The following is a 24,063-nucleotide window of genomic DNA, read 5'->3' on the forward strand; positions in this document are numbered from 1 at the left end:
AGGACTATTCATATATGTGATTCGCGTATACGGTGTGGCCATGCGTTGGGAATTGGTGCCTGGTTGCTCGTCAGGCAAGCACAATTGTCAGCAGTAGCCGCGCCCTTCGCGGTGTGCCCCAGCCGAGCAGCAGTCGCTATCGTCGACCATCGACGGTTGCATTGGAGCGCGGATCGCTTCCGCTCCGGTCATACCGTGCGATCGCGACGAGTTCCTGATGCCTGCGGCATAATTCCGTAAATCGGCAGCGATATCGGGATCAATTATGCAGCAAATCGAAGCGTGACGGCTGCCTTCGCCCCCTTGAACAGGCGCGCGGCACTGTCAAACGGGGATCATCGATATGCCGCGAGACCACTGGAAGTACGAGGGCGCGCTGGCGGCGCCGGAGCGCACCGGCTACCTGCCCAGACTGCCGCTTCCCCATCACGATCCCTCAAGCCCGCTTGCAATCGCCGATATGGCCGATGCCTTCGGCGTCACCCACCGCACCCTGCATTTCTATGAGGAGAAGGGCCTGCTGACCGCCGCCCGCATGGGGCCGATGCGGGTCTATGGACCGGACCACATCCGCCGCATGGCCGTCATCAACGCCTGCCGTGAAATCGACATGCCGATCGCGGCCATCCAGGAACTGCTCGCTGGTCTTGCCGGCGCCGACGACCAGACAGAGGCCGACCGGCTGTTCAAGGAAGCGCTGTTGTCACGACGCCGGGAACTGGCGGCGCAACAATCCAACCTGCGGCGCCAGATGCAGCGCATCGCCGAACTGCTGGAAAACGAAGCTGAACAGGGCGAGGCCTCGTCCGATGACGCCGAAAACGTGCATCTCTCGCCGATCGAGAGCGAATGCCTCACATTCATGGCCGAAGGTTACCCGGCTGCACGCATCGCCCGGCTGATGGAGATGGATCTGGCCGCAGCGCTGACGCTCGAGGCCGGCATCATCCGCAAGTTCAACGCCCACAACCGCTTCCAGGCCATCGCCAAGGCGGTGCTATCAGGCATGATCGCCGCGGAATAACCAGGCGCGACGCTTCGCGCTATCGGACGTATCTAGCCGAGATCCCGCGCTGGTCACGGGGATGAAGCATCGCGGTGTCGAAATTCCCGTCGCCGAAAAGGGCATCGTGAGGGGGCAATTCTCCCTGGATCATCGACAATGTGATGTCTTCAGCGCCACGCTCATGTTACGAGGCGCTTGAACGATGCAATGAGAGACGACCCCGATGCTTCCCTGGATCCTGCTAGACCGCGCAACCATTCCCGGTGATGGCGACGAGTTGCGCCTGAAGAGCCGCGGCAGCGAATTTTCCATCATGCTCGGCTCGACGGAATTGATGAACAGCCGGCTGAGCGGATCGGAAGAGGCGCTGGCGACGCTGAGCTGTGAGCGGATTGCCTGCCGGAAGAATGCCCGCATGCTGATCGGCGGCCTCGGCATGGGGTTTACCTTGCGGGCCGCATTGGGCGCGCTGCCTGATGATGCCAGGGTGGTGGTCGCAGAGCTCGTGCCAGCTGTCGTCGAGTGGGCGCGCGGACCGATGGCGGATCTCCACCAAGGCACGCTCGACGATCCACGCGTCGACATCCATGTCGGCGATGTCGGCGCGCTGATCCGATCGAAGACCGCCGCTTACGATGCCATCCTGCTCGATGTCGACAATGGTCCGGATGGCTTGACGCGCGCCTCCAACGACAGCCTCTACAACCACACCGGCCTTCGCGCGGCCAAGGCTGCCCTGCGCCCAAACGGCGTGCTTGCCGTCTGGTCATCGGCGCCGGACAGCGCCTTTACGCGCCGCTTGCGCGAAGTCGGCTTTGCCACCGACGAGGTGAATGTGCGCGCCAACGGCAAGCGTGGTGGTGCCCGCCATGTCCTGTGGATGGCGACCAAGCGCTAGCAAAGAGCAGAAAGAGCGGCGCGCGCTTCAGATCCGGCCGCGGCGCGACGGAGCCAAGAAAAACGCCGCGCTATTCGACAGTCACCCGTTGCGAAAAGCGCGGCTTGAGACCGAGATCGGATCGTCGCACGGGTCCTTCGCGTTGGCGAAGACATAGCCATCGGCCTGATGGATGGCCCCAAACACCAGCCCTTCGGCAGCGCAGCGCTCGCAGAAGGCTTCGACGTCTCTCACGTCGAATACCAGCTTGACCAGCGACTGGCCGCGCCGCTGTCCCTTGGCCGCCGGGTGGATCATCAGGTTGGCCCCGCCTTCCCCGCAGATCAGCTCGATGATCCGGTCGCCCGCCTCGTCGCATGCTTGAAAGCCGAAGTGCTTCTCGTAGAAGCGGACGGTCGCCTCGACGTCTTGGGCGTAAATGATGATCCTGTTGATCGGCACTGAAATCTCCCTCGATCGAAGACTTAGGCCTGCCCGTCCTCAGCGAACGATCGTCAGGCGCTCGGCCGCACGGGTGATCGCGGTATAAAGCCAGCGCTCGCGGGTATCGCGAAACGCCCAGCTCTCGTCGAACAGCACGACATTGTTCCACTGCGAGCCCTGCGCCTTGTGCACCGTCAGCGCGTAGCCGAAGTCGAATTCGTCGTAGCGCTTGCGGGTCGACCAAGGAATTTCGCCCTCGACCTCTTCGAAGGCTGCCTTCAGCAGCTTGATCTTGGCGGCACCGCGATCCATGTCGTCGTCCTCAGGGCGGATCATCAGGTTGATGCCGGGCTTCACCGTTTCCTTCGACGAGCTCATGACCTGCCAGAGCGAGCCGTTGAGCAGGCCCTTGGCCGGGTCGTTGCGCAGGCAGACCAGCTTGTCGCCGGATTGCGGATATTCGCTGGTAAAGCCCTTGAGCTCGCGAAGCCGCTGGTTGTAGCGCCGCCGGGTCTTGTTGGTGCCGACCAGCACCTGGTCGGCCTCCAGCACCAGCTCCTGGTTGACCTGCCCGCGGCCGATCACCTGGGTGGTGCCGTAGTCGCCATGCATGATCTCGTTGCCTTCGCGCACCTGCATCGCCAGCCGGATGATCGGGTTGTCGCGGGCCTGGCGGTGAATGTCGGTCAGCAGATAGTCCGGATCCTGATTGGTGAAATAGCCGCCGCCGGTGACCGGCGGCAACTGGCCGGGGTCGCCGAGAACCAGGATCGGCGTGCCGAAGCTCATCAGGTCCTTGCCGAGCGCCTCGTCGACCATCGAACATTCGTCGACGATGATCAGCGCCGCCTTTGCGACCGGGCTTTGCCGGTTGATGGAAAACATCGGCGCGATCGAGGTCTTGCCGGTCTCCTCGTCGGAAACCTCCTCCTCGCCGCGCGGCCGGTAGATCAACGAGTGAATGGTCTTGGCGTTGCTGGCACCCTTGGAGCGCAGCACCTGGGCGGCCTTGCCGGTAAAGGCGGCAAACAGCACGTCGCCATCCACATGCTCGGCGAAATGGCGCGCAAGCGTCGTCTTGCCGGTGCCGGCATAACCGAACAGCCGAAAGAGCTGCGAGCGGCCCTCTTTCAGCCATTGTGAAACGGCCTTGAGGGCCTCGTCCTGTTGCGGAGCAAATTGCATGATCCGAAGTGTCAGGATTCGGGGTGCACAAGCAAGCCCGGATTTCGGGTCGTCGTATCCTGCCGGACGCCCGGCACCCGCGTTTGCAACGACCTCCATCGCGAAATCCCGCACCAGATCAAGGAGCTATCATCGATCTGCCGCGCGCCGGGCTGCCCAGCGCCGCGCCGCAATGGCGCAGGCGTGTCACATGACGGCACCCCCATCCAGTCGTTTCGGCCGCCCGCCCTATCCGCTGTGGCACTTCTGGCCCTGTGGCCAGCCTGCCGCTTGAATGCCTGCGCGCAATGCTGCTAACGAGCGGTTGCGCGGCGGCGAACCGATCCCTGCATGGGCCAGCCCCGACAAACGGATCAGGCGGGCACGAACACGTCAACCGCCTGAGGCAATGCCGGAGAATGCCCTTGAAGCCCGACCAGCCCGCCACGCCCTCGTCTTCGGACCCTGTCGGCATCGGCCGCCTTGCGCCGACGCTGCAATGGCTGCTTCTCACGCTCGTCTCCGTGATCTTTGCGACAGTCCTCGAATTGGTCGGCATTCCCGCCGGGCTGTTGATGGGGCCGATGCTCGCGGCCGTGCTCTTCGGCATGAACGGCGGCACCATCCGCCTGCCCAAGCAGGTGTACTTCTGCGTGCAATTCATTCTTGCAATGATGATCGCCGGCGCGATGACGCCCGGCATGCTCGGCACCTTTTCCGGCAACTGGCCGCTGTTCCTCGGCGTCATTCTCTCCGTCATCGCCGTCAGCACGCTCTGCGGCTGGGTGATCACCCGCATGCGCATCCTGCCGGGCACGACGGCGATCTGGGGCTCGTCGGCGGGTGCCGCCTCCACCATGCTCTTGATGGCGGATGCCTATGGCGCCGATGCGCGCCTCGTCGCCTTCATGCAGTATCTGCGCGTCATCTTCGTCGCCAGCACCGCGACGATGGTCGCCCATCTCTGGGTGACCGGCGCGGAGGCCGAAACCGCAATCGTCTGGTTCGAGCCTGTCTCGATCCTGCCGTTCCTGGCAACGCTTGCCGTCGGGCTCGGCGCGGCCTTTGCCGGCCGGATGCTGCGCGTGCCGGCCGGCGCCTTCCTGCTGCCGTTCCTCGTCGGCGCCGTGCTCAATGTCAGCGGCGTCATGACCACCGAGCTGCCGCAATGGCTGCTGGCGCTCTGTTACGCCCTGCTCGGCTGGAACATCGGCCTTGGCTTCACCCGCTCGATCCTTGCCCACGCGCGCCGCGCACTGGTGCCGACGGTGATCTCAATCGTCGTCTTGATCTCGTTTTCCGGCCTGCTTGCCCTGCTGCTCATCAAGGTCGCCGACATCGACCCGCTGACGGCCTATCTCGCCACCAGCCCGGGCGGGCTCGATTCGATCGCGGTCATCGCCGCTTCGAGCAATGTCGACCTCTCCTTCGTCATGGCGCTGCAGTCCGCCCGTCTCATGATCATCACCATGATCGGCCCCGCGCTCGCCCGCTTCGTCGCCAACCGCGCCTGAAAGCGGTGCGGCTCGCCGGCACTTGAAAAAAGTGCGACGATGCAACAATTCCGGGAATAATCCCCGCCCTCCTCGTGTCTCATGTCAGGATCCGCGCGCCTGCGCACTCCGCTAGATTCAAGTTGAGGAAGGAAAGCTCCCATGAGAACGTTACCGCTCGCTATTGCCATTTCCCTTGTCGCCGGCGCCGCCTTTGCGGCACCTCCGGTCAAGACGGTCGAAACGGCAAAGGGCAATGTGCTCGCCGCCGCCAACGGCATGACGCTTTACACCTACAAGGACGACCATGGCGGCGTTTCCAGTTGCTATGACGCCTGCGCGAAGAACTGGCCGCCCTTCACGGTCGAAGGCGATGCCAAGGCGGAAGGAGCCTACACGGTCGTCGAACGCAAGGATGGAGCCAAGCAGTGGGCCAAGGACGGTATGCCGCTGTATTTCTTTATCAAGGACAAGAAGATGGGTGACATTACCGGGGATGGCTTGAAGGGCGAATGGGATGTCGTCAAGCCGTGATGGCGTGAATATGGATGCGGGGGCGAAAAGCCCCGCATCCGACCGGTTCGAGGAGGATGTGCTGGCGCTGATGCCGGCGCTCCGGCGCTATTCGCGCAGCCTTGTGCGCTCGGATCCTGATGGTGAAGATCTGCTGCAGGATTGTGTCGAGAAGGTTCTGGCGCGCCGCGCCCAGTGGCGCGGAGTCAACCTGCGTGCCTGGGCCTTCACCATCATGACCAATCTCAGCCGCAACCGGCACCGGCACACCGCGCTGCACCCGCAGGTCGAGCTCGACGACAACCTCGGCCTCCAGGCGGAAACCCAAGAGAGCGATCCGCTCGAACGCTCGCGGCTGGAACGGGCGCTGAACGGCCTTTCGGCGGAAAACCGCTCGGTGCTGATGCTCGTGGTGATTGAGGGATACCGATACCAGGATGTGGCCGACATGTTGGCCATTCCGATCGGCACGGTGATGTCCCGCCTGTCGCGGGCGCGTCACCAGCTTGCCGAAGCGATGAAGGACGACAACGTGATCAGCATGCGGAGACCGAAATGACGGACGAATTGAACACCGTCTCCGAAGACGACCTCAACGCCTATGTCGACGGCTTCCTGAGCGAGGCGGACCGGGCGCGGGTCGAGCAATGGCTCGAGCGCAACCCCGCGCGCGCCGAGGAGGTCCGCCAGTGGCAGGGCCAGGCAACCGAACTCCGCGCCATGTTTTCGACCTATGCCCGCAGTGACGAGCGCGACCGGGCGTTGCTCGCAGGTACGAGCAGCCGGGGCGCGGCCGTCGCTTCGCGCGATCGCTGGACTTTGCGCCTTGGCGGCCGCATCGCCGCCGGTCTCCTGCTCTTTGGCGCCGGCGCCCTCAGCGGACTTTATGCCCCGCATGTCCTCGCCCCCGAACGTTCAGAACAGGTTGCCCTGGTGACTGAGAGCTTGCCGCGGCAGGCGCAGTCAGCGTTTCTCATCTATGCAAGCGAGGTGCGCCACGCCGTCGAGGTCGGGCCGGACCAGCAGACCCACCTTGCCACCTGGCTCGGCAAGCGGCTCGATCATCCGCTCAACATTCCCGATCTGTCGAAACTCGGCTTTTCGCTCGTCGGCGGCAGGCTGCTACCGGTCAACGGCAAGGCGGGCGCGCTGTTCATGTATGAAGACCCGAGCGGCCAGCGGTTGACCGTGCTTCTCGGCCGCAACCCGGACAACCGCGAAACCAGCTTCCGCATCGACAGCAGCGGCGGCGTCGAAACCTTCTACTGGATCGACGGACCGATCGGCTATGCCGTCACCGGCGAAGTGCCGCGTACGCTTCTGCAACAGGTCGCCGACGAATGCTACCGCCAGTTCGAGAAGCCGGCAGCCGCCAAGAGTTGACGGCGTCAGAGACGACTGCAGCGCTGCCGCAACTGAAAGCGTTTCGAGGTTAAAACCGTCGCCATATCATAACGTTGGCTCAGTTTTCGAAGCATCGATTCACGTTACGTGATGTTCCGTGGAGATGGCCCCTCATCCGGCCTGCCGGCCACCTTCTCCCCGCACGCGGGGAGAAGGAAACTTGTGGCTCGCGGCCACTCCACGTCAGCCATTCGCTGCCGAGGTGCTCGTCAACGACAGATGCCAGGTGGCAACGCTATTGTCGTCCACGTCCCCTCTCCCCGCCCGCGGGGAGAGGGCTAGGGTGAGGGGCAAACCCGCTCGCGTCCCATGAGATATGACAGACCGCTACCGCAGCGGGTCGTTCTCGATCAGGATCGGATGCCCATGCGGCGTCGCCTCGGCCGCGCGCTGCCAGCTCTTCGTCAAGGTTTCCAGCTGCCCGCTGGAGGTGATCGAAAGCTCGGTGACGAGCCGCGACAGCGCCGCCACCCAGCAATCGAAATAGTCGCTGGCATCCGCCTTGCGGCCGGGCTTGTAGAGTTCGGCGGAAAGCGCCTCGGCCCATTCGTTCCAGGAAAAGACGCCCTTTTCGTGCAGTCTCACCGTCATGGCAAAGGCAGACGCCTGCCACAGCTCGGCGAAGACGGGATCGCCCTCGGGCGATTTCGGCAGCTCGGCGGAGGCGGCAAGCGGCGATGTCGTCTTACAGGTGCTCAAGGTAGCTCTCCCAGGCATCGATCGACACCGTCAATGTCGGGTCGGCGCCCTCGCCCCAGATCTCAGCCCCGTCAAACACCACTGTATAGAGCCACTGCGCGCTCTCGCCGCGGCCATGGGCGTTATCATCGGGAAAGACGAAGGAACCCTGCACCGCCTCGATCGTGCCGAGCTTGGCGCGGGCATAGCGCGGCAGCCGCGTATGGGTCGTCGGGTTGAAATTTTTGGTGCGCACCTGTTCGCCGACGACGAAGCGCGGGCGCGTTTCGACCAGCCGGTCGCAAGAGCCGCCCTTGGCAAGCACCGCCGGCACCATGTCGGCCTTCAGCACGCGCTTGGGCTCGGCTCCTTTCTCGAGCATTTGGCCGCCGTCGAGTTCGGCCTGGGTCACGAAACCGTGGCGCTTCAGCAGCGTCTCCAGCGCCCGCGTCCAGATCTCGTAATAGCTCGCCGAGAGATAGGTGGCAGGCGGCAGGTTTTCACGCGCATGCCGGCTCTCGTCGATGGTCCAGGCGCCGAAGGCGCCGCAGGAAAGCGTCACGCCGAGCGCCCGTTTTTCCCATTCGGCGTGAAAATAGGGTTCGTTGGTCTCGGGCGCGACCGGACCCATTCCATGCTGCCCGCCGAGATCGTGCGGCCCGTTCATCGCAGCGCCTCGGTGACAAGCGCAAGCCCGGTACCGATCATGGAATCGCGGGTCACCAAATCGGCAAGCTCTTCCTCGCGGAGCCCCTCTGTCCCCACCGGCCGCTCCGGCACGACGAGATAACGCAGCTCCGCCGTCGAATCCCAGACGCGAATGCGCCTGTCCTCGGGGAGCATCAGCCCGAATTCCGCCAGCACCCCGCGCGGATCGATGACCGCGCGCGAGCGATAGGGCGGCGCCTTGTACCAGACCGGCGGCAGGCCGAGCACCGACCAGGGATAACAGGAGCAGAGCGTGCAGACGACGAGGTTGTGGGTGTCGGCCGTATTGAACACGGCGCGCATGTGCTCGCCCTGCCGGCCGGTATAGCCGAGGCTGGCGATCGCCGCCGTTGCGTCGCCCTTCAGCCAGTCGGCAAATTCGGCGTCGGTCCAGGCCTTGGCAACGACGCGGGCGCCGTTTCGCGGGCCGATCTTGGTCTCGTAGGTCTCGACGATGGCATCGATCGCCGCCGGATCGATCAGGCCCTTCTCCGTCAACACCGTTTCCAACGCCTTTACCCGCGCCTCCATATCGGTGAAATGGTTGTCGTGGTGATGGTCGTGATCATGGTGATCGTGACCATGATGGTGTTCGGACATTGCCTGGCTCCTCGCAGCACGGCGCCTCGCGGCTGCGCAGATGGCGCCGCTGCCTCCCTGAGGCAATAGTCGTAGCGAATAAACGCCGATTTCGAAATCGATTTTACCAGCGGCCGTGGACCGGAATTGTCACCGTAACAAGTCCGGTTCGACGCGGTTTGCCATCGCTGTCAAAACGGCCCGTTTGATTGCAAGCAATCATCAGGAAACGGCGAAGGCACGATTGCACACCACCTCCGTCACAAGTCTGAAGTTGCGCTAAGGTCTTAGCAAGCGGGGTGATTCGACGCCACGACGCCTTGTGGGCGGAAGGCGGAGGACGGAGCATTGGGGGAACTGGCAGCGCATGACGACACCAATCGAAAGTGCTTTCCCGTCCCGTGCTATCCGCGTCGTTGCGCCCGTCTTTTCCCTCGGCTTCTTTTTCCTCTTCCTGGCACTTTTGCCGTTGCCATTGGCGGTGGGCCTGCTCCGGCTCCCGATCGACGAGATCAGGCGTGATTACGCCATCAGCCGGAACCCCGTTCTCGTCAGCGGCGCAGAGATTTGCTCGGTCGATTGCCTGCCTGGCAGCGGCGAACCCCAGCTCTGCAGCACGCAGGTTCGCTTTCAGCACGATGGTCAGCCCCACGAGCAAATCTTGAACACCCGTTCGGTCGGTCAACCCGGCCTTTGCCGGCACGGCAACATCACAATCGCCGGCGACAGCCCCGAGCATGTCAGCCTCACCCATGATTATCGCAGCGTCATTCGCACGACGGCGCAGCGGCTCATCCTCGGAGCCGGCCTTGTGCTGTTCAGCCTGGTCATGCTGAGCAACGCCATCCCCATTCTCCTTGCCCGCCGCGCCGCCGGCCGGCGGTATTTGCTGAAGCCCATCATCGTCGATCTGAGCGGCAGCCAAATCCTGCGCTACGCCCCGAGCGTTCCCTTTGCGCGCGGTACTATAAAGACAGCCTATACCCGGATGAAGCCAGGCCAGCGCCCACTGTACCTCCGGCCGACGAGCGACGACCGCGCGCTGCCGACAACCCCCTTCGCCGGACATGCCTACCCCGCCCTCGCCGTCATCACCGAAGGCGTCCCGTTACCGATCCTGCTTGACGAGAAACTCACCCGGCTTGAACTGAGCGAGGCCGAGCGCAATCACATTCGAGCGGCAATCGATGAGACCATAGGGGTGTCCTTCGGCGACCTCCTATCCCCCGCGTTCGTCAGGGAAAAACTCATTCGACCGTTGCGGAAAGACAATCCGGTCGATAGGCCACGATTGCCTTCAAAATGGGCATTCCGGCTTGCCATAGTCATTCCGCCAATGCTGCTGCTCGCTGTCTTGTCCATTATCGACCAGTTCTTGTGATAGGTTCGCCCTGCCCCCTGCCGCGTCGGTTGTTGACCTAGCAATCGCAGGCTTGCCCTGGTGCCCGCAGCAGCCTCTGCTGTTGCATGATGCCGGCTCCATCCGAGGCGCGAAGTCGTCCAATCCACCTTCGCTGCTCGATCATTTTTACCCGCCAATTTTCGCTGGCAGCTCTGTAAACTGACGTCATGAAAATTCTGATTCTCGGCGCCACCGGCTTCATCGGCTCGGCCCTCCTCGATCGACTGACAAGCGACGGACATGGGGTGACCGGCCTTGGTCGCAATGTCGCCCGCGCCCGGCTGAAACGGCCGGGAGCGTCATGGATTGCCGCCGACCTTGCTGAGATGCGCAAGGCCGGCGACTGGCTGCCGCTGGTCGAGACGCATGACGTGGTCGTCAACTGCGCCGGCGCGCTGCAGGATGGCCTGGCCGATCATGTCGCTGCAACCCAGGAAGCGGCGATGCTGGCGCTCTATACCGCTGCCAAAAACAAACCGCCGATGCGCATCGTGCAGATCTCGGCGCCGCGCGGCGATGCCGGCACTGACCTCGCCTTTCTCGCCACCAAGTTCCGCGCCGACACGGCGCTTGCGGAAAGCGGCGTGTCGCATGTCATTCTGCGGCCGGCGCTGGTGCTCGGCCGCAATGCCCATGGCGGCTCGGCCCTGCTCAGGGCGCTTGCCGCCCTGCCCTTCGCGATCCCGCTCGTCCACGCGCAAAGCCGCGTCGAAACAGTTGCCCTTAGCGATGTCACCGAGGCGGTCAGCGCCGCCGTCGCAGGTCTCCTGCCCGAACGAAGCGACCTCGTGCTCGGCCACCCAGAGCGGCCACCCCTTGCCGAGCTCGTCGCGCTGCACCGCCAATGGCTTGGCCTATCGCCAGCTAGGATCGTTTCGCTGCCGGCCCCGCTCGCCGCACCCGTCGGGCTCCTTGCCGATATCGCCGGACGGCTCGGCTGGCGCTCGCCACTGCGCTCGACTGCGCTTTCGGTGATGGCCGGCGGCGTCTCAGCCGAGGATGACGCTCACGCCCCGGTGCCGTTTCTGTCGGCCCGCCAAAGCCTTTCGGCTGTGCCATCCGGCGTGCAGGATCTCTGGTTTGCCCGGCTTTATCTTTTGAAACCACTGTTGATCGTCGGGCTGTCGGCCTTCTGGTTGCTTTCGGGGCTGGTCCCGCTCTTTGCCATCGATGCGGCGAGACAGCATTTCCTGCGGTTCCTGGCCGAAGGCCCGGCAACGGCGTTGACGCTGTTGACCTGCCTTGCCGATATCGTGCTCGGAGCCGCGGTGCTCGTCCGCCCGTGGGCGAAACAGGCGCTCTTGGGAATGCTGGCGCTGACCGCCGCCTATCTCGCCTCCGCAACCCTGGCGGAGCCCGAACTCTGGACCGATCCGCTCGGGCCGCTCGTCAAGGTTCTGCCGTCGATCCTGTTGACGCTTGCCACCCTCGCCATTCGGGATGAACGCTGATGTTTCCGGACGACCTCCTGCGCCTCGCCCATGTCATCGGCGCCACCGTGCTCTTCGGTACCGGCGCCGGCATCGCCTTCTTCATGCTGATGGCGAGCCGCACGCGCGATGCGCGGCTGATCGCCCATGTCGCCGGCACAGTCGTGGTCGCAGATACGGTCTTCACCGCCACAGCCGTGGTGTTTCAGCCGATCACCGGATATCTGCTGGCGACAAGCATCGGCTGGTCGCTTGCGGAAGGGTGGATCGCGCTGTCGCTGATCCTCTATGTCGTCACCGGCCTGTTCTGGCTTCCCGTGGTCTGGATCCAGATCCGGCTGCGCAATCTGGCGCAGCTTGCTGCGGCGGAGAACACGCCGCTGCCGCCGGCCTTCGATCGGCTCTATGCCATCTGGTTTGCCTGCGGCTTCCCGGCCTTCTTTGCCGTTGTCGGCATTTTCTGGCTGATGCTGGCAAAGCCGCAGTTCCAGCTATTTTAGCATCGGCCACAGGCTGACGACGAGCAGCACCGCCATGGTGATGTTGAACCATTTGAGCCGTGCGGGCTCCGACAGCCATTGGCGCAGGGCCGAGCCGAAACCGGCCCAGGTGGAGACGCTCGGTACGTTGACGAGGGCAAAGACCAGGCCGACGGCAAGCACGCTGGCGATGTAGCTTTCGCCGCCGGTATAGGTCGCCATTGCCGAGACTGCCATGACCCAGGCCTTGGGATTGACCCATTGGAAGGCCGCCGCCTGCAGGAAGGTCATCGGCACGGCGCCGGCCTTGCCTTCGCCGAGCGAGCGCGAGGTGCCGATCTTCCAGGCGATCCAGACGAGATAGGCACCGCCGGCAAACTTCAGGGTGGTGTAGAGCAACGGTACGGCGTGGAGAAGCGCGCCCAGGCCGAGACCGACGGCGATCAGCAGCGAGAAGAAACCGGCACCGATCCCCAGCATATGCGGGATGGTGCGCACGAAGCCGAAGTTCACGCCCGAGGCAAAGAGCATCATATTGTTCGGGCCCGGCGTAATCGACGTCGTGAGCGCGAACAGAAACAACGCCAGGAGCGTATCGGCCTGCATTATCTTCCTCCACCAGGATTAGGTCAACATAATTGACCTAATCCTGGCAACCAGCCCGGAATTGTCACGGTGACAACATCGGGCGACCACCGGCCTGATAGGACGGAACGGGAGTTGGGTCGAGTTCCGCGCCCGAGATATCGCGACCAGCAACGCGCCTGCGCGCCGAGAAAAGGCACCTCGAAAGACCCGCCGATTGCGCTAGATTGCGACATACGAAACGCTGGGACCCGCCCAACGCTTAATCCCGTCCACGTCCGACCAAGGGGAAAGCCGAATGCACGATCCGATCCCGACCACCACGCTCATCGATGGACGCTCCGTTCCGGTTCTCGGCCAGGGCACCTGGCGCATGGGCGACGAGCGCTCGCGCGCCGCAGAGGAAGTGAAGAGCCTGCAGGCCGGCCTCGACCTCGGCATGACGCTGATCGACACCGCCGAAATGTACGGCAACGGCGCCTCGGAGCGCGTCGTCGGCGAGGCGGTCAAAGGCCGGCGCGACGAAGCCTTCATCGTCAGCAAGGTGCTGCCCTCCAATGCCAGCCGGATCGGCACCGAGGCCGCCTGCGAGCGCAGCCTGAAGCATCTCGGCATCGACCATATCGATCTCTACCTGCTGCACTGGCGCGGCGGCTATCCGCTCGCCGAGACGGTGGCGGCGTTCGAAGCCCTGAAGAAGGCCGGCAAGATCGGCGCCTGGGGCGTTTCCAACTTCGATGTCGACGACATGGAGGAGTTGTTGGCGGTTCCCGGCGGCAAGAACGTCGCCGCCAACCAGGTTCTCTACAATCTCTCAAGGCGCGGCATCGAATATGATCTCCTGCCCTGGTGCCAGAAGCGCGGTGTCGCCGTCATGGCCTATTCGCCGCTCGACGAGGGCCGGCTCTTGCGCAACGCGGATCTCGTCCACATCGCCAAGGCGCACCAGGCAACGCCGGCGCAGATCGCACTCGCCTTCCTGAAAACCCGCCCCGGCGTGATCTCGATCCCCAAGACTGGCTCGGCGGAACGCGCCCGCGAAAACCGCGACGCGATGGACATCCACCTGACCCCGGAAAACCTCGCGACCCTCGACAACGCCTTCCCGCCACCGAAGCGCAAAAGGTCGTTGGAGATGATTTGAGGGCCGACCGTTTAAGGCCCCACTCGGATCTTTCCGGCAGAAATTGGCAGGTTCAGCTCTCATGATGACGGGTCGTGGAGACGCTGGGGACCGGCCAACCCCCCCGTCATTCCTGTGCTTGTCACAGGAATCCAGCCAGCCCAAGTCTTTGGGCTGAAAGGTCTTTTGACCCGACGGACGTCGAGTCGCTGGATTCCGGCACTACAGCGCCGCGCGTCTTATTAGGCGCGCAAAGGTCGCTGTAGCACTTTGAATTGCTGCATGTATCCTTAGGATACATGCAGTGGGCCGGAATGCGGGAGAATGGCGTGCCCCTATCGCGTGTAGGCTGTTTACGGGATTAGCCAACTGCCTGGCCTGTCGAAGTTTCCTGGCGACTTGCACAGCGTTCCGCCCGCCCCTCATCCGGCCCGCCGGCCACCTTCTCCCCGCCTGCGGGGAGAAGGATAGATGCGGCAAACTTGCGCAATTAGGCAGAAACTGCCACCAGACTCCAATCCATTGGACTCATAGGATCGTCGCGATCCAGAGCATTTCCAGGAAAAGTGCGAAGCGGCATTCCGTCAGGAAATGCGTAAAAACAAAGAGATAGGGCGTTTCTGCGACTCCGTTTAAATCGGAAACGCTTTAACGACGAGACCAGTATTCTTCGTGGAGTTTCGCCGCCTCGTCCACAAGCATGGGGCCGACGACTTCCGTTGGGCGCTGACCGGCGGCGAACACGATGTGGCAGGGGAGATCAAGCGTCGGATTTTCCTCGCTCGCGCCTATCTGTTGTTTCATCTCTCTCTCGGACAGGCCAAACACGACGCGCCCTATGCCTGCCCAATAGATCGCGCCTGAGCACATGGCGCATGGCTCCGCGGACGTGTACATCGTGCATCCGGCAAGAAAATCCAAATCATAGGCTTTGCCGGCGCGCGTGGCTAAAAGCCGCTCCGCGTGGGCCGTGCGGTCGCCACCTTCCGAACTGTAGCCGTTGCACTGTTCCAGTAAGACATTGCCGTCACGGTCGGCGAGAATTGAACCAAACGGGTGATCCCCGCCCTCGCGCGAACGCCGCGCCACATCGAAGGCCTTCCGCAAAAGTGTCTCATCATAGGGCCGCTTGCTGCTTGCCATTTTGTGAGCTCCTGAGAATTATCGCGGTTCATTCACCACTAATGTTTCCCCGGTAACGGAACGGGTAATTTGCATTCTCTGCCAGGTAAAAGGATGTCAGCTCCCCAGCGCCGCCTATCTGCCATTCCCCCGATGAACAGATACAAGAATCAATTTGATCTTTTTTGACTTTGGCAGCAAGGCCGATCGAGGTGCGAGCTTGTCAGGGAAGAATCGGGGGGACGGGTGGCAGTCGCCACCTAGAGCATTTCCAGGAAAAGTGCGAAGCGGTTTTCCGTCAGGAAATGTGTCAAAACAGGGAGATAGAGCGTTTCTGCGACTCTGTCTAAACCGGAAACGCTCCAGTTGCGCAAACTCGAAGTTGCACCCCCTCTCCCCGCCTGCGGGGAGAGGGCTGAGGTGTGGGGCAAACACCCCCCGCCTGGCTCAGATAGGCCAGACAAGGGTCACCCCCCTACCCGCTAACCTACAATCACATCCCCTGCGGGCCGCGGTTCATCGCGGCGATGCCGGTGCGGCAGACTTCGATGAGACCGAGCGGCTTCATGATGGCGATGAACTGTTCGATCTTCGACGACTTGCCGGTGATCTCGAACACGAAGTGATCGATATTGGCGTCGATGACGGAAGCACGGAAGGCATCTGCCAACCGCAGGGCCTCGACGCGATGGTCGCCCGAGCCATGCACCTTGACGAGCGCCAGCTCGCGCTCGACCGGGCGGTCATGGCCAAGCGTGCCGGCACGCACGGTGAGATCGACGACCCGGTGGACCGGAACCAGCCGCTCGAGCTGGTTCTTGATCTGGTCGAGCACGTGCGGCGTGCCGCGGGTGACGATGGTGATGCGCGAGAGATGCGCCTGATGTTCCGTTTCCGAAACGGTCAGGCTCTCGATGTTGTAGCCTCGGCCGGAGAACAGGCCGATGACCCGGGCGAGAACGCCCGGCTCGTTGTCGACGAGAACCGAAAGCGTGTGCGTTTCGGCGACTTCGGTTTCCTTGGCGATGAAATAGGCGGAACCGGTCGGTTGAAGGTGTGCGCTCATTTTATTGTTTCCTGTCCCTATCTCAAACCAGCTGGCGGCCCTTGGCGTCGATCGCGTTGGCGACCGCTTCGTCCGTGGCTTCGTCCGGCAACAGCATCTCGTTGTGCGCCTTGCCCGATGGGATCATCGGGAAGCAGTTGGCGAGGTTGGCAACGCGGCAATCGAAGATGACCGGCGCCGGCGTGTCGATCATGCGACGGATCGCATCGTCGAGTTCGCCCGGCTTGTCGCAGCGGATGCCGACACCGCCATAGGCTTCCGCCAGCTTGACGAAGTCAGGCATCGCCTCGGTGTAGGAATGCGACAGACGGTTGCCGTGAAGCAGCTGCTGCCACTGGCGCACCATGCCCATGTACTGGTTGTTGAGGATGAAGATCTTGACCGGCAGGCCGTACTGGACCGCGCAGGACATTTCCTGGATGCACATCTGGATCGAGGCATCGCCGGCAATGTCGATGACGAGGCTGTCGGGATGCGCGACCTGGACGCCGATGGCAGCCGGGAAACCGTAACCCATCGTGCCGAGACCACCCGAGGTCATCCAGCGGTTCGGCTGTTCGAAGCCGAAGAACTGGGCGGCCCACATCTGATGCTGGCCGACTTCGGTGGTGATGTAGGTGTCGCGACCCTTGCTCAACTCATAGAGCCGCTGGATCGCGTATTGCGGCATGATGACGTCGTCGTTGGCGGCATAGGCCAGCGAGTTGCGCGCCCGCCACTTGACGATGCCTTCCCACCAGTCGGCCAGCCGTGTCTTGTCGTCCGCCTTTGTGGCCGCACGCCAAAGCCGGACCATGTCTTCGAGAACCGAGCCGACATCGCCGAGGATCGGCACGTCGACGCGAACGTTCTTGTTGATCGACGACGGATCGATGTCGATGTGGATTTTCTTGGAGTTGGGCGAGAACGCGTTGAGGCGGCCGGTGATGCGGTCGTCGAAGCGCGCGCCGACGCAGATCATGACGTCGCAGTCATGCATCGCCATGTTGGCTTCGTAGGTGCCGTGCATGCCCAGCATGCCGAGCCAGTTCTTGCCGGAAGCAGGATAGGCCCCCAGCCCCATCAGCGTCGAGGTGATCGGGAAATTGGTGAGCTCGACCAGTTCGCGCAGCAGCTGCGAGGCTTGAGGGCCGGAATTGACGACACCGCCACCGGAATAGATGATCGGACGGCGGGCCGTCTTCATCAGTTCGACGGCTTCCTCGATCTTCTTCAGATCGCCCTGCGTCTTCGGCTGGTAGCTCGTCTGGGCCGGAACGGCCGACGGCGGCGTATAGGTGCCGGTCGCAAACTGCACGTCCTTCGGGATGTCGACAACGACAGGACCCGGACGGCCGGACTGGGCGATGCGGAACGCCTCATGGATAACGCGGGCGAGATCGTTGACGTCGCGAACCAGCCAGTTGTGCTTGGTGCACGGCCGGGTGATGCCGATCGTGTCGCACTCCTGGAAGGCGTCCGAGCCGATCAGAGAGGTCGGGACCTGGCCGGAGATGCAGACGAGCGGGATGGAATCCATCAGCGCGTCCTGCAGCGGGGTGACGGCGTTGGTGGCTCCGGGACCGGAGGTAACCAGCATGACGCCGACCTTGCCGGTGGAGCGGGCATAGCCTTCGGCCATGTGGCCGGCGCCCTGCTCGTGGCGAACGAGGATGTGCTGGATATCTTCCTGCTGGTGAATTTCGTCGTAGATCGGAAGCACGGCGCCACCGGGATAGCCGAAGATATGCTCGACGCCATTGTCCTTCAGTGCCTGGAGAACGATCTCCGCGCCTGTCATCTGGTTCTCTGTACCGCTCATTGACTTGCTTCCATCCCTTTTCCCAGTTGGGTGCTTAGCTTGTTTGAAGGCATAAAAAAAGGCCCCGTCAGGAGCCTCGTTTAGCGCATGGGTGGCTACTGCCGGATGGTTACACCATCCTGCCCATGCGCCGTCCCACCACAAGAATAACCGCAAAATTTATCATGGGACGATTTGTTAAACGCAAAAGCCGGAAGCGTCAACGCTTTTTCCGGGAGATATCGGATTGCACGAAACCGGGCCGCCGCCGCCGCAAGCGCCCATGAGGCAACGTCGCGCCATCGCCACCAATCCCTTCCGTTTACCATATCGATCCACTTAAACTTAAGTGGCCTGGGGAAAGATGGCCCGGCTGCATGATGCAGTGCTAAAAAACAAGGCAATGATATGCTTGACCTTTCCGTACTCTCGCCGCTGGTCATCAGCGCTGGCGCCATCTACCTGTTCTTCCGCTGGGTCGTCTTCGACATGAACTCCCACCAATAGAGCGGTTGCGACAGAGCCGGCCCTGCCCGTTCACGGACCAAAGCTCCCTTGATCGCGGCCGAAAGCTCCGCCGACGTCATGCGTTGACCAGCTTAGCCACGAGATCGCCGAGCAACCGTTCCAGTTCCCGGTCACCGTTGGGTTTGCCGACCCGCTGCGTGTCGCGTCATTGACGCGGCCCAGCCCGTCGCTTGCCCGCCTCCGTACACGGGCCGGTCCTCGAACTTCGCCTGGTACCCGGGCGCTGACCGAGCGAGGCGGACCTGATCCAAGCCCTCGCGGCCGTCCACGTGGGCTATCGCCCGATGATCACTGTGCCGGTACGGGCACCGGCACGCCTTTGGGGAATGGCCTGAAGGTCAAGGCGATCAGGAAGGCGCCGAGACCGATGCCCCAGGCACCGATATAGAGCCAGGCGTAGCTGGCGAAGGCGTCATAGATCAGGCCACCGGCCAAGGGTCCGGTCGCCATGCCAAGGCTACCTGCCATGGCCGTGCCGCCAATCACCGTGCCCATCATCCGCTGCGGAAAATTCTCGCGCGCCAGCACCGCATAAAGCGGCATGACACCGGCATAGATGAAGCCGAACAGCACCGCCACCGCATAGAACGCCCCCAGTTCGCTGACGAAGACATAGGCAAGCGCGCCGAACGCCTGGATCAGCAGTCCCAGAACCAGAATGCGCTTGGCTCCGAACCGGTCCCCGAGCAGGCCGAAGGCGACGCGGCCGCCCATGCCCGCGAGCCCTTCGACGCTGTAGATCGAAACGGCAGCTATCATCGGGATGCCGCAGGTGACCGCGTAGCTCACCGTATGGAAGATCGGGCCCGAATGGGTGGCGCAGCAGAAAAAGTTCGTCAGCAGAAGCACGATGAATTGCGGGGACCGGACGGCCTGGCTGACCGACATTGACGATTGCGGCCCGCTATCCATTGCCGAAGCGGTGTTTTCGTCTTCCTGAACCGGCGGGCGGCGCACCAAGAGCGTCGTCGGTATCATCACGGCGGCAACGATGACCGCGATGATCTGCAGCGCCGTTCTCCAATCGTAGATGGAGACGAGCCATGCCGCCAGCGGCGACATGGTCATCGGCGCCATGCCCATGCCGGCAGAAACCAGGGATACCGCCAGGCTGCGATGGGTATCGAACCAGCCGGTGACGCAGGCCATCATCGGCGCAAAGATCGCCGCGGTCGCCGCGCCGACGAGAAGGCCGAAGACGATCTGAAACTCGATGAGCGATGTCGCCCGGCTTGCCAAAAGCAGGCTCCCGGCAAGAATAACCGACCCGATCAGCACGATCATCCGGGCGCCCAGCCGGTCCGAGAGGCTGCCCCAGGCGATGCTTGCCGCCGCCATGGATAGAAAGCCGATGGTCATCGCGCTGGAGACGCCGGTGACGGACCAGCCGGTATCCTGCGAGATCGGCCGAAGAAACACCGGCAGCGAAAACATGGCGCCGATGGCGATGCAGCCCAACAGGCCGCCCGCCGCGACGATCACCCAGCGATATCGGGAATTGTGCATGTGGTATCTCCTCGTACCTCATCTCGACTGCTGTTCTTCAAGCGGCCCGGCTTGCGCCGGCCCGGACGGAAACTCCACGCAAGGCACACACACCGTCCCCTCGGCACAAGGACGCTTCCGGGCTCGGACATCCGACTCGTCGTCGCACTTTTTTTGCGCGAACAGATTTCTGGAGCACAGCCGGCGTGCGGCATCGGGCTCTCGGAGCGAGAAGCCCTGCATCGCCACACGCCTGTTGTGACCGGCGCTCCCCTTCAGGCAGGCAGCCGTTGGTCGTAGTCTTTCATCAGGCGGTTCCAGCCGTCCCAGAAAGGTTGCGGCTCCGTGCCGTTGGCACGAGCAGCCAGAATGTCGAGATGCATGTGCCAGCCGGCACCGAACATCAGCATGGTGGCGCGGTCGGCAATGCTGCGGTGGGTCACGGTCAACAGCACCCTGTTGCCCACCGTCTCCAGCTCGAAGGAAACGTCACCACTACCGGCCCAGCTTATCGAGAGCTTTCTCGGCGGGTCGAGGTCGGTGATCTGGCTCTGCATCCGATGCTCTTCGGGAAAACCGGCCGGGCGCTCGCCGGGCGGGTTGGTGAGTTCGTCGTTGCGCCAGACGAGTTCGACCGGCGCGCCTACCTTCATCTCCATCTGGCCTGACGCCAACCACTGCTGGCGCAGGTCGCTTTCGGTCAGATAGGCCCAGACTCGCTCGATCGGCCCGGGTAGTAGCCGCGTCATCTTCAACGTGTCCGGTTCACTCAGCACGCCATAGGTGTCCAGGGTCGAAAGGTCGTTCATCTGTCGTCTCCTTTTTGGGTTTGTCGGACTTGGGTTTGTCGGGCCCGGAAAGGCCGGGCGAGGTTCGATCGGGTCGGCTTTGGTCTGGCCACGGCCGGTCGGGCCGTGGTTTTCCGTTGATGGAGACACGCGCTGGCTCAACGCCCTCTCGAGCCTGTCGAGACGGTCGGTCCAGAAGCGTTCTTGGGCATTCGGCAGGTGGTCGGGGTGAAAGACGAACATCATCTCAGGCACCTATAATTCAACCATTTGGTTGAATGTACGCGCGCACTGGCAAATAGTCAACCGTTTGGTTGAATTACGTTTGCGACAGGACGTATGGTTTCCCGAACTTCCCCGTTATTGCGAACAGGTCAGCCGCCGTGGCCTTCAATCAAGGTTGTCGTCCCCGAGATTCCGCGTCCTGAACTGGGATCTTCGTTCAACGCTCCGGAGCGACGAGCCAAGCGCGCGACAAAAGGATGGAAAAGACGGCATGAAGCGCGACGACCGGCCACAGCAGGACGCCGGTCAGCTCACCGGCGACAGCGAGATAGGCAAGATAAAGCGTCACGGCCACATTGTAGGTCAACATGCCGACCAGAGGCGAATGCCGCCAGCAGGCGAGCCCCAATGCGATCAGGGCGATCCCGGCCACGCGAGCAGCCGACGCTCCCGCGCCGGCCAGGGGCTCGCCGAACAACAGTTCCGCCACAAACGACGGGGCGATGAGTAACGCCATCCCCGTGGCCGCCTCGCTGACGGCGGCGAACATCAGGACCGTTTTCATCGAACTCACCAGCATATACCTTTCATTCAACCATGCGCTTCAAGGCTGCCTGAACAGCCTAAGGCTTCGCTGTTGGCTGCTCGCTCAACTTGAAAGTCAACTTGTCGATTTTGCCGGTGAACCTGAAAGGTGGATCGTAGCGATACTCGATCATCGCGACGCCGGAGCGCGTATCCAGGCCAACATCGAAAGATTCGTCTTCCGGAAACGTGATCGGCGTGGTGTGATCCAGCGAATTCCTTACCACTTCCTTGCCATCCACGGTCAAGATACCCGTGCCACCTTGACCCAGCGCTGGGCCGTCCGACTTGAAGTCAAAGACAATGGTGTGCTTGCCGGCATCCAGTGTGGGCCCTTCCCATGTGGTTCGTTTGAGGTCGAGCAGGTTATAGAGGAAGACGACCTTACCGCTCCCGAATCCCAGTTCTCCCTTGCTCAGGAACAGCCCGTAACCGCCGAACCTCCCACCCTCGGTGACGATCATGCCTTCCGCTCCGCCTTCGGGTATCTCGACTTCGGCCGTGATGCTGTAGGACTTGTCCAGTATTTTCGGCGCAGCACTGGCTGGCACACCGCTTAGTTCGCCCGAATAGGTGAATTCCGCCCGTCCCGCCGTCAGGCTCGGACGAGGCGCGTTCCAGCGGGCGAGCGTGGAGTTATCCAGCGGCAAGACGTCGTGTTTTGCTGCCTCCGAATAAAACAGCGCCTGCATTTCCTTAAGCTTGTCTGGCATCTTGGCGGCAAGGTCGTCGAACTGGGTGGGGTCGTCCTTGACGTTGTAGAGCTCCCATTTGTATCCGGAGATCACATCGGGAGGCGTCTTGGCGCTCAGCTCCCACGGCAGGGTCGCTGGCGTCGTCGCCGCCACCCAGCCGTCGTGATAGATGGCGCGATTGCCGAGCATCTCGAAATATTGGGTCTTGCGCGTGGATGGCGCCTCGGCGTTGGCTTTGTCCCAGGTATACATCATGCTCACGCCATCGAAGGGGCGCTGCTGGATGCCGTTGATCGTGTCCGGCGCTGTGATACCGGTCGCCTCAAGGATCGTCGGCACGATGTCGATGAAATGGTGGAACTGCCGGCGGATACCTCCCGCGTCAACAATGTGGCCCGGCCACGACATCGCCATGCCCTGAGCCGTTCCGCCGAAGTGCGACGGCACCTGCTTCATCCATTTGAACGGCGTGCCCATCGCCCACGCCCAACCAGCGGAGAAATGCGGGAACGTGCGGTCCGACCCCCAGAATTCGTACCAGAGATACTGGTCTTTCACCGGGACCGGAACGCCGTTGAACGTCGTGAACTCGTTCGGCGTGCCGTTGACCATGCCTTCGGCGCTCGCACCGTTGTCGCCGCTGATGTAGATGATCAGCGTGTTGTCGCGTTCGCCCAGATCGTCGACCGCCTGGATGACCCTGCCGATCTCATTGTCGGTATAGGCGAGATAGGCTCCATAAACGTCCGCTTGCTTGATGAAGAGCTTCTTCTGCTCAAGATTGAGGGTATCCCATTCCGGCAGTTCCTTCGGCCAAGGCGTCAGCTTGGCATTTTCGGGCATGATGCCCAGCCGTTTCTGGTTGGCAAAGATGGTCTCGCGAAGCTTGTTCCAGCCCTCGTCGAAGAGATGCATATCGCCGATCTTCTTAATCCATTCCGGCGTGGGATGGTGCGGCGCGTGGGTGCCGCCGGGCACGTAGTAGACGAGGAACGGCTTGTCTGGCGCGATCTCCTTCAACTGCGTCATGTACTGTATGGCATCGTCGGCCATTGCCGTGGTCAGGTTCCAATCGGGCTTGCCCTCGAACGGGTAGATGGCCGTGGTGTTGCGGAACAGGTTCGGTTGCCACTGGCTCGCGTCGCCCCCGACGAAGCCGTAGAAATATTCGAAGCCCATTCCGCTCGGCCATTGGTCGAACGGGCCCGCCTGGCTTGACTGATAGAAGGGCGTGTTGTGGTTCTTGCCGAACCACGAGGTGGCATAGCCATGGTCCCTGAGAATGGTGCCGATGGTGCCGTTCTCCTTGCGGATGATCGAGTTATAGCCAGGATATCCCGTTGCCATCTCACCAACGACACCGAAGCCGGCGACGTGATGGTTGCGGCCGGTAATCAATGCCGCTCGTGAAGGCGAGCACAGCGATGTGGAGTGGAAGTTCGTGAAACGCAGGCCCTCGTTGGCGATGCGATCGAGAGCAGGCGTCGGGACGACGCCACCAAAGGTGCCGGGCGCACCGAAGCCCACATCGTCCGTCATGATAAGCAGCACGTTGGGAGCGCCCTGCGGCGGCGCGATGCGCGGGGCCCACCAGGGCTGCGACTCCGAGGCCTTTTGATTGATCACGCCGCCGAAGCGCGGATCGGCTTGGGGAAGCTGCTTGCCGTCAATCGTGATCGTGGCGTCCGGAGAACCCGGGAGACCTTTGACCTCCTGCGCCAACCCGGGGATGCAACTCATGGCGAGAAAACCTGCGCCCGCAAGCATGCTGTGACAAATTTTCATGAGGAAAATCTCCCGTGGCTCAGGCACACTTTGAATTCATTATATTAGAGTACGCGCATAAATTGATGCGAGCAATGCACCAGCCATGCGTCGCTGGCAGCGTTCGCGCCTGATCGTCG

The 24,063-nt window shown here is 62.6% G+C and carries 23 protein-coding genes; 10 read left to right on the forward strand and 13 right to left on the reverse strand.

The annotated features are described in order from the left end of the window. The first annotated feature begins 343 nt into the window (after positions 1-343). Positions 344-1,024 (forward strand): MerR family transcriptional regulator, encoded by a 681-nt coding sequence (locus tag J3R84_RS10200; protein WP_025427636.1) that lies wholly within the window; start codon positions 344-346, stop codon positions 1,022-1,024. 205 nt (positions 1,025-1,229) lie between these two features. Continuing rightward, positions 1,230-1,904 (forward strand): spermidine synthase, encoded by a 675-nt coding sequence (locus J3R84_RS10205; protein ID WP_025427637.1) that lies wholly within the window; start codon positions 1,230-1,232, stop codon positions 1,902-1,904. An 81-nt stretch (positions 1,905-1,985) separates the two neighbouring features. Here J3R84_RS10205 and J3R84_RS10210 read toward each other — a convergent pair whose 3' ends face one another. Together J3R84_RS10210 and J3R84_RS10215 are read right to left on the reverse strand one after the other, a co-directional pair. After that, positions 1,986-2,345: a VOC family protein gene (locus J3R84_RS10210; protein ID WP_025427638.1), complete on the reverse strand. Its 360-nt coding sequence runs from the start codon at positions 2,343-2,345 to the stop codon at positions 1,986-1,988. A gap of 39 nt (positions 2,346-2,384) precedes the next feature. Further along, positions 2,385-3,512: an ATP-dependent DNA helicase gene (locus J3R84_RS10215; RefSeq protein ID WP_025427639.1), complete on the reverse strand. Its 1,128-nt coding sequence runs from the start codon at positions 3,510-3,512 to the stop codon at positions 2,385-2,387. Between the two features lie 404 nt (positions 3,513-3,916). Between J3R84_RS10215 and J3R84_RS10220 the strand changes: the two genes are divergently transcribed. The 4 genes from J3R84_RS10220 (at position 3,917) to J3R84_RS10235 (ending at position 6,880) form a co-directional block, all read left to right on the forward strand. Further along, positions 3,917-5,005, forward strand: a complete 1,089-nt coding sequence (locus J3R84_RS10220; RefSeq protein WP_057211151.1) for an AbrB family transcriptional regulator — start codon at positions 3,917-3,919, stop codon at positions 5,003-5,005. A gap of 141 nt (positions 5,006-5,146) precedes the next feature. Beyond that, on the forward strand, positions 5,147-5,518 hold the full coding sequence (locus J3R84_RS10225; RefSeq protein WP_025427641.1) for a COG4315 family predicted lipoprotein: 372 nt from the start codon (positions 5,147-5,149) through the stop codon (positions 5,516-5,518). Continuing rightward, positions 5,502-6,056: an RNA polymerase sigma factor gene (locus tag J3R84_RS10230; protein WP_025427642.1), complete on the forward strand. Its 555-nt coding sequence runs from the start codon at positions 5,502-5,504 to the stop codon at positions 6,054-6,056. The genes J3R84_RS10225 and J3R84_RS10230 overlap by 17 nt, the downstream gene beginning before the upstream one ends. Next, a complete protein-coding gene (locus tag J3R84_RS10235; RefSeq protein WP_025427643.1) occupies positions 6,053-6,880 on the forward strand; it encodes an anti-sigma factor family protein in 828 nt (275 codons plus the stop codon). Before J3R84_RS10230 ends, J3R84_RS10235 begins: the two co-directional genes overlap by 4 nt. A 348-nt stretch (positions 6,881-7,228) precedes the next feature. Here the strand turns inward: J3R84_RS10235 and J3R84_RS10240 are convergent, their stop codons facing one another. Genes J3R84_RS10240 through nthA form a run of 3 tightly spaced genes read right to left on the reverse strand, consistent with a single transcriptional unit; the run spans position 7,229 to position 8,887 of the window. After that, positions 7,229-7,618 carry a nitrile hydratase accessory protein gene (locus J3R84_RS10240; protein ID WP_371412247.1) on the reverse strand — a complete coding sequence of 130 codons (390 nt, stop codon included), beginning with the start codon at positions 7,616-7,618 and terminating at the stop codon, positions 7,229-7,231. After that, positions 7,587-8,246 (reverse strand): nitrile hydratase subunit beta, encoded by a 660-nt coding sequence (nthB, locus tag J3R84_RS10245; protein WP_025427645.1) that lies wholly within the window; start codon positions 8,244-8,246, stop codon positions 7,587-7,589. Before nthB ends, J3R84_RS10240 begins: the two co-directional genes overlap by 32 nt. Further along, positions 8,243-8,887 (reverse strand): nitrile hydratase subunit alpha, encoded by a 645-nt coding sequence (gene nthA, locus J3R84_RS10250; RefSeq protein WP_025427646.1) that lies wholly within the window; start codon positions 8,885-8,887, stop codon positions 8,243-8,245. Before nthA ends, nthB begins: the two co-directional genes overlap by 4 nt. 346 nt (positions 8,888-9,233) lie before the next feature. On the opposite strand from nthA, the gene J3R84_RS10255 reads away from it, so the two are divergent. The 3 genes from J3R84_RS10255 to J3R84_RS10265 all read left to right on the forward strand — a co-directional run bounded on the left by J3R84_RS10255 (position 9,234) and on the right by J3R84_RS10265 (position 12,198). Beyond that, positions 9,234-10,247, forward strand: coding sequence for a hypothetical protein (locus tag J3R84_RS10255; protein ID WP_025427647.1), 1,014 nt, complete (start codon positions 9,234-9,236; stop codon positions 10,245-10,247). Positions 10,248-10,435: 188 nt separating this feature from the next. Beyond that, positions 10,436-11,719: an SDR family oxidoreductase gene (locus J3R84_RS10260; protein WP_025427648.1), complete on the forward strand. Its 1,284-nt coding sequence runs from the start codon at positions 10,436-10,438 to the stop codon at positions 11,717-11,719. Continuing rightward, on the forward strand, positions 11,719-12,198 hold the full coding sequence (locus J3R84_RS10265; RefSeq protein ID WP_025427649.1) for a DUF2269 family protein: 480 nt from the start codon (positions 11,719-11,721) through the stop codon (positions 12,196-12,198). The genes J3R84_RS10260 and J3R84_RS10265 overlap by 1 nt, the downstream gene beginning before the upstream one ends. Here J3R84_RS10265 and J3R84_RS10270 read toward each other — a convergent pair. After that, complete coding sequence (locus J3R84_RS10270) at positions 12,190-12,783, reverse strand: LysE family translocator (RefSeq protein WP_025427650.1); 594 nt, start codon at positions 12,781-12,783, stop codon at positions 12,190-12,192. The genes J3R84_RS10265 and J3R84_RS10270 overlap by 9 nt on opposite strands. Before the next feature lie 277 nt (positions 12,784-13,060). On the opposite strand from J3R84_RS10270, the gene J3R84_RS10275 reads away from it, so the two are divergent. Then, positions 13,061-13,906, forward strand: a complete 846-nt coding sequence (locus tag J3R84_RS10275) for an aldo/keto reductase (RefSeq protein ID WP_025427651.1) — start codon at positions 13,061-13,063, stop codon at positions 13,904-13,906. Between the two features lie 627 nt (positions 13,907-14,533). On the opposite strand, the gene J3R84_RS10280 is transcribed toward J3R84_RS10275, so the two are convergent. The 7 genes from J3R84_RS10280 to J3R84_RS10310 form a co-directional block, all read right to left on the reverse strand. Next, a complete protein-coding gene (locus J3R84_RS10280; protein ID WP_025427652.1) occupies positions 14,534-15,028 on the reverse strand; it encodes a nucleoside deaminase in 495 nt (164 codons plus the stop codon). A gap of 472 nt (positions 15,029-15,500) precedes the next feature. Beyond that, entirely contained in the window at positions 15,501-16,073 is a 573-nt protein-coding gene (gene ilvN, locus J3R84_RS10285; protein ID WP_025427653.1) for an acetolactate synthase small subunit, read from the reverse strand. Positions 16,074-16,095: 22 nt separating this feature from the next. Further along, positions 16,096-17,874, reverse strand: coding sequence for an acetolactate synthase 3 large subunit (locus J3R84_RS10290; protein ID WP_025427654.1), 1,779 nt, complete (start codon positions 17,872-17,874; stop codon positions 16,096-16,098). Positions 17,875-18,669: 795 nt separating this feature from the next. Further along, positions 18,670-19,887, reverse strand: coding sequence for an MFS transporter (locus tag J3R84_RS10295; RefSeq protein ID WP_025427655.1), 1,218 nt, complete (start codon positions 19,885-19,887; stop codon positions 18,670-18,672). Positions 19,888-20,141: 254 nt separating this feature from the next. Then, positions 20,142-20,675, reverse strand: a complete 534-nt coding sequence (locus J3R84_RS10300; RefSeq protein ID WP_025427656.1) for an SRPBCC family protein — start codon at positions 20,673-20,675, stop codon at positions 20,142-20,144. A gap of 421 nt (positions 20,676-21,096) precedes the next feature. Continuing rightward, positions 21,097-21,444 (reverse strand): hypothetical protein, encoded by a 348-nt coding sequence (locus J3R84_RS10305; RefSeq protein WP_025427657.1) that lies wholly within the window; start codon positions 21,442-21,444, stop codon positions 21,097-21,099. Positions 21,445-21,502: 58 nt separating this feature from the next. After that, positions 21,503-23,944, reverse strand: a complete 2,442-nt coding sequence (locus J3R84_RS10310) for an arylsulfatase (protein ID WP_203528169.1) — start codon at positions 23,942-23,944, stop codon at positions 21,503-21,505. Positions 23,945-24,063: the final 119 nt, after the last annotated feature.

Origin of the sequence: Ensifer canadensis (assembly GCF_017488845.2) — a bacterium.
GTDB classification, from domain to species: domain Bacteria; phylum Pseudomonadota; class Alphaproteobacteria; order Rhizobiales; family Rhizobiaceae; genus Ensifer; species Ensifer canadensis.

Excerpts from the sequence above, each read along its gene's own strand:
- J3R84_RS10200 (WP_025427636.1), top strand. The coding sequence starts at position 344 with ATGCCGCGAGACCACTGGAAGTACGAGGGCGCGCTGGCGGCGCCGGAG.
- J3R84_RS10205 (WP_025427637.1), top strand. The coding sequence starts at position 1,230 with ATGCTTCCCTGGATCCTGCTAGACCGCGCAACCATTCCCGGTGATGGC.
- J3R84_RS10215 (WP_025427639.1), bottom strand. The coding sequence starts at position 3,512 with ATGCAATTTGCTCCGCAACAGGACGAGGCCCTCAAGGCCGTTTCACAA.
- J3R84_RS10225 (WP_025427641.1), top strand. The coding sequence starts at position 5,147 with ATGAGAACGTTACCGCTCGCTATTGCCATTTCCCTTGTCGCCGGCGCC.
- J3R84_RS10230 (WP_025427642.1), top strand. The coding sequence starts at position 5,502 with ATGTCGTCAAGCCGTGATGGCGTGAATATGGATGCGGGGGCGAAAAGC.
- J3R84_RS10235 (WP_025427643.1), top strand. The coding sequence starts at position 6,053 with ATGACGGACGAATTGAACACCGTCTCCGAAGACGACCTCAACGCCTAT.
- J3R84_RS10240 (WP_371412247.1), bottom strand. The coding sequence starts at position 7,618 with ATGCCTGGGAGAGCTACCTTGAGCACCTGTAAGACGACATCGCCGCTT.
- nthB (WP_025427645.1), bottom strand. The coding sequence starts at position 8,246 with ATGAACGGGCCGCACGATCTCGGCGGGCAGCATGGAATGGGTCCGGTC.
- nthA (WP_025427646.1), bottom strand. The coding sequence starts at position 8,887 with ATGTCCGAACACCATCATGGTCACGATCACCATGATCACGACCATCAC.
- J3R84_RS10255 (WP_025427647.1), top strand. The coding sequence starts at position 9,234 with ATGACGACACCAATCGAAAGTGCTTTCCCGTCCCGTGCTATCCGCGTC.
- J3R84_RS10260 (WP_025427648.1), top strand. The coding sequence starts at position 10,436 with ATGAAAATTCTGATTCTCGGCGCCACCGGCTTCATCGGCTCGGCCCTC.
- J3R84_RS10265 (WP_025427649.1), top strand. The coding sequence starts at position 11,719 with ATGTTTCCGGACGACCTCCTGCGCCTCGCCCATGTCATCGGCGCCACC.
- J3R84_RS10270 (WP_025427650.1), bottom strand. The coding sequence starts at position 12,783 with ATGCAGGCCGATACGCTCCTGGCGTTGTTTCTGTTCGCGCTCACGACG.
- J3R84_RS10275 (WP_025427651.1), top strand. The coding sequence starts at position 13,061 with ATGCACGATCCGATCCCGACCACCACGCTCATCGATGGACGCTCCGTT.
- J3R84_RS10280 (WP_025427652.1), bottom strand. The coding sequence starts at position 15,028 with ATGGCAAGCAGCAAGCGGCCCTATGATGAGACACTTTTGCGGAAGGCC.
- ilvN (WP_025427653.1), bottom strand. The coding sequence starts at position 16,073 with ATGAGCGCACACCTTCAACCGACCGGTTCCGCCTATTTCATCGCCAAG.
- J3R84_RS10290 (WP_025427654.1), bottom strand. The coding sequence starts at position 17,874 with ATGAGCGGTACAGAGAACCAGATGACAGGCGCGGAGATCGTTCTCCAG.
- J3R84_RS10295 (WP_025427655.1), bottom strand. The coding sequence starts at position 19,887 with ATGCACAATTCCCGATATCGCTGGGTGATCGTCGCGGCGGGCGGCCTG.
- J3R84_RS10300 (WP_025427656.1), bottom strand. The coding sequence starts at position 20,675 with ATGAACGACCTTTCGACCCTGGACACCTATGGCGTGCTGAGTGAACCG.
- J3R84_RS10305 (WP_025427657.1), bottom strand. The coding sequence starts at position 21,444 with ATGAAAACGGTCCTGATGTTCGCCGCCGTCAGCGAGGCGGCCACGGGG.
- J3R84_RS10310 (WP_203528169.1), bottom strand. The coding sequence starts at position 23,944 with ATGAAAATTTGTCACAGCATGCTTGCGGGCGCAGGTTTTCTCGCCATG.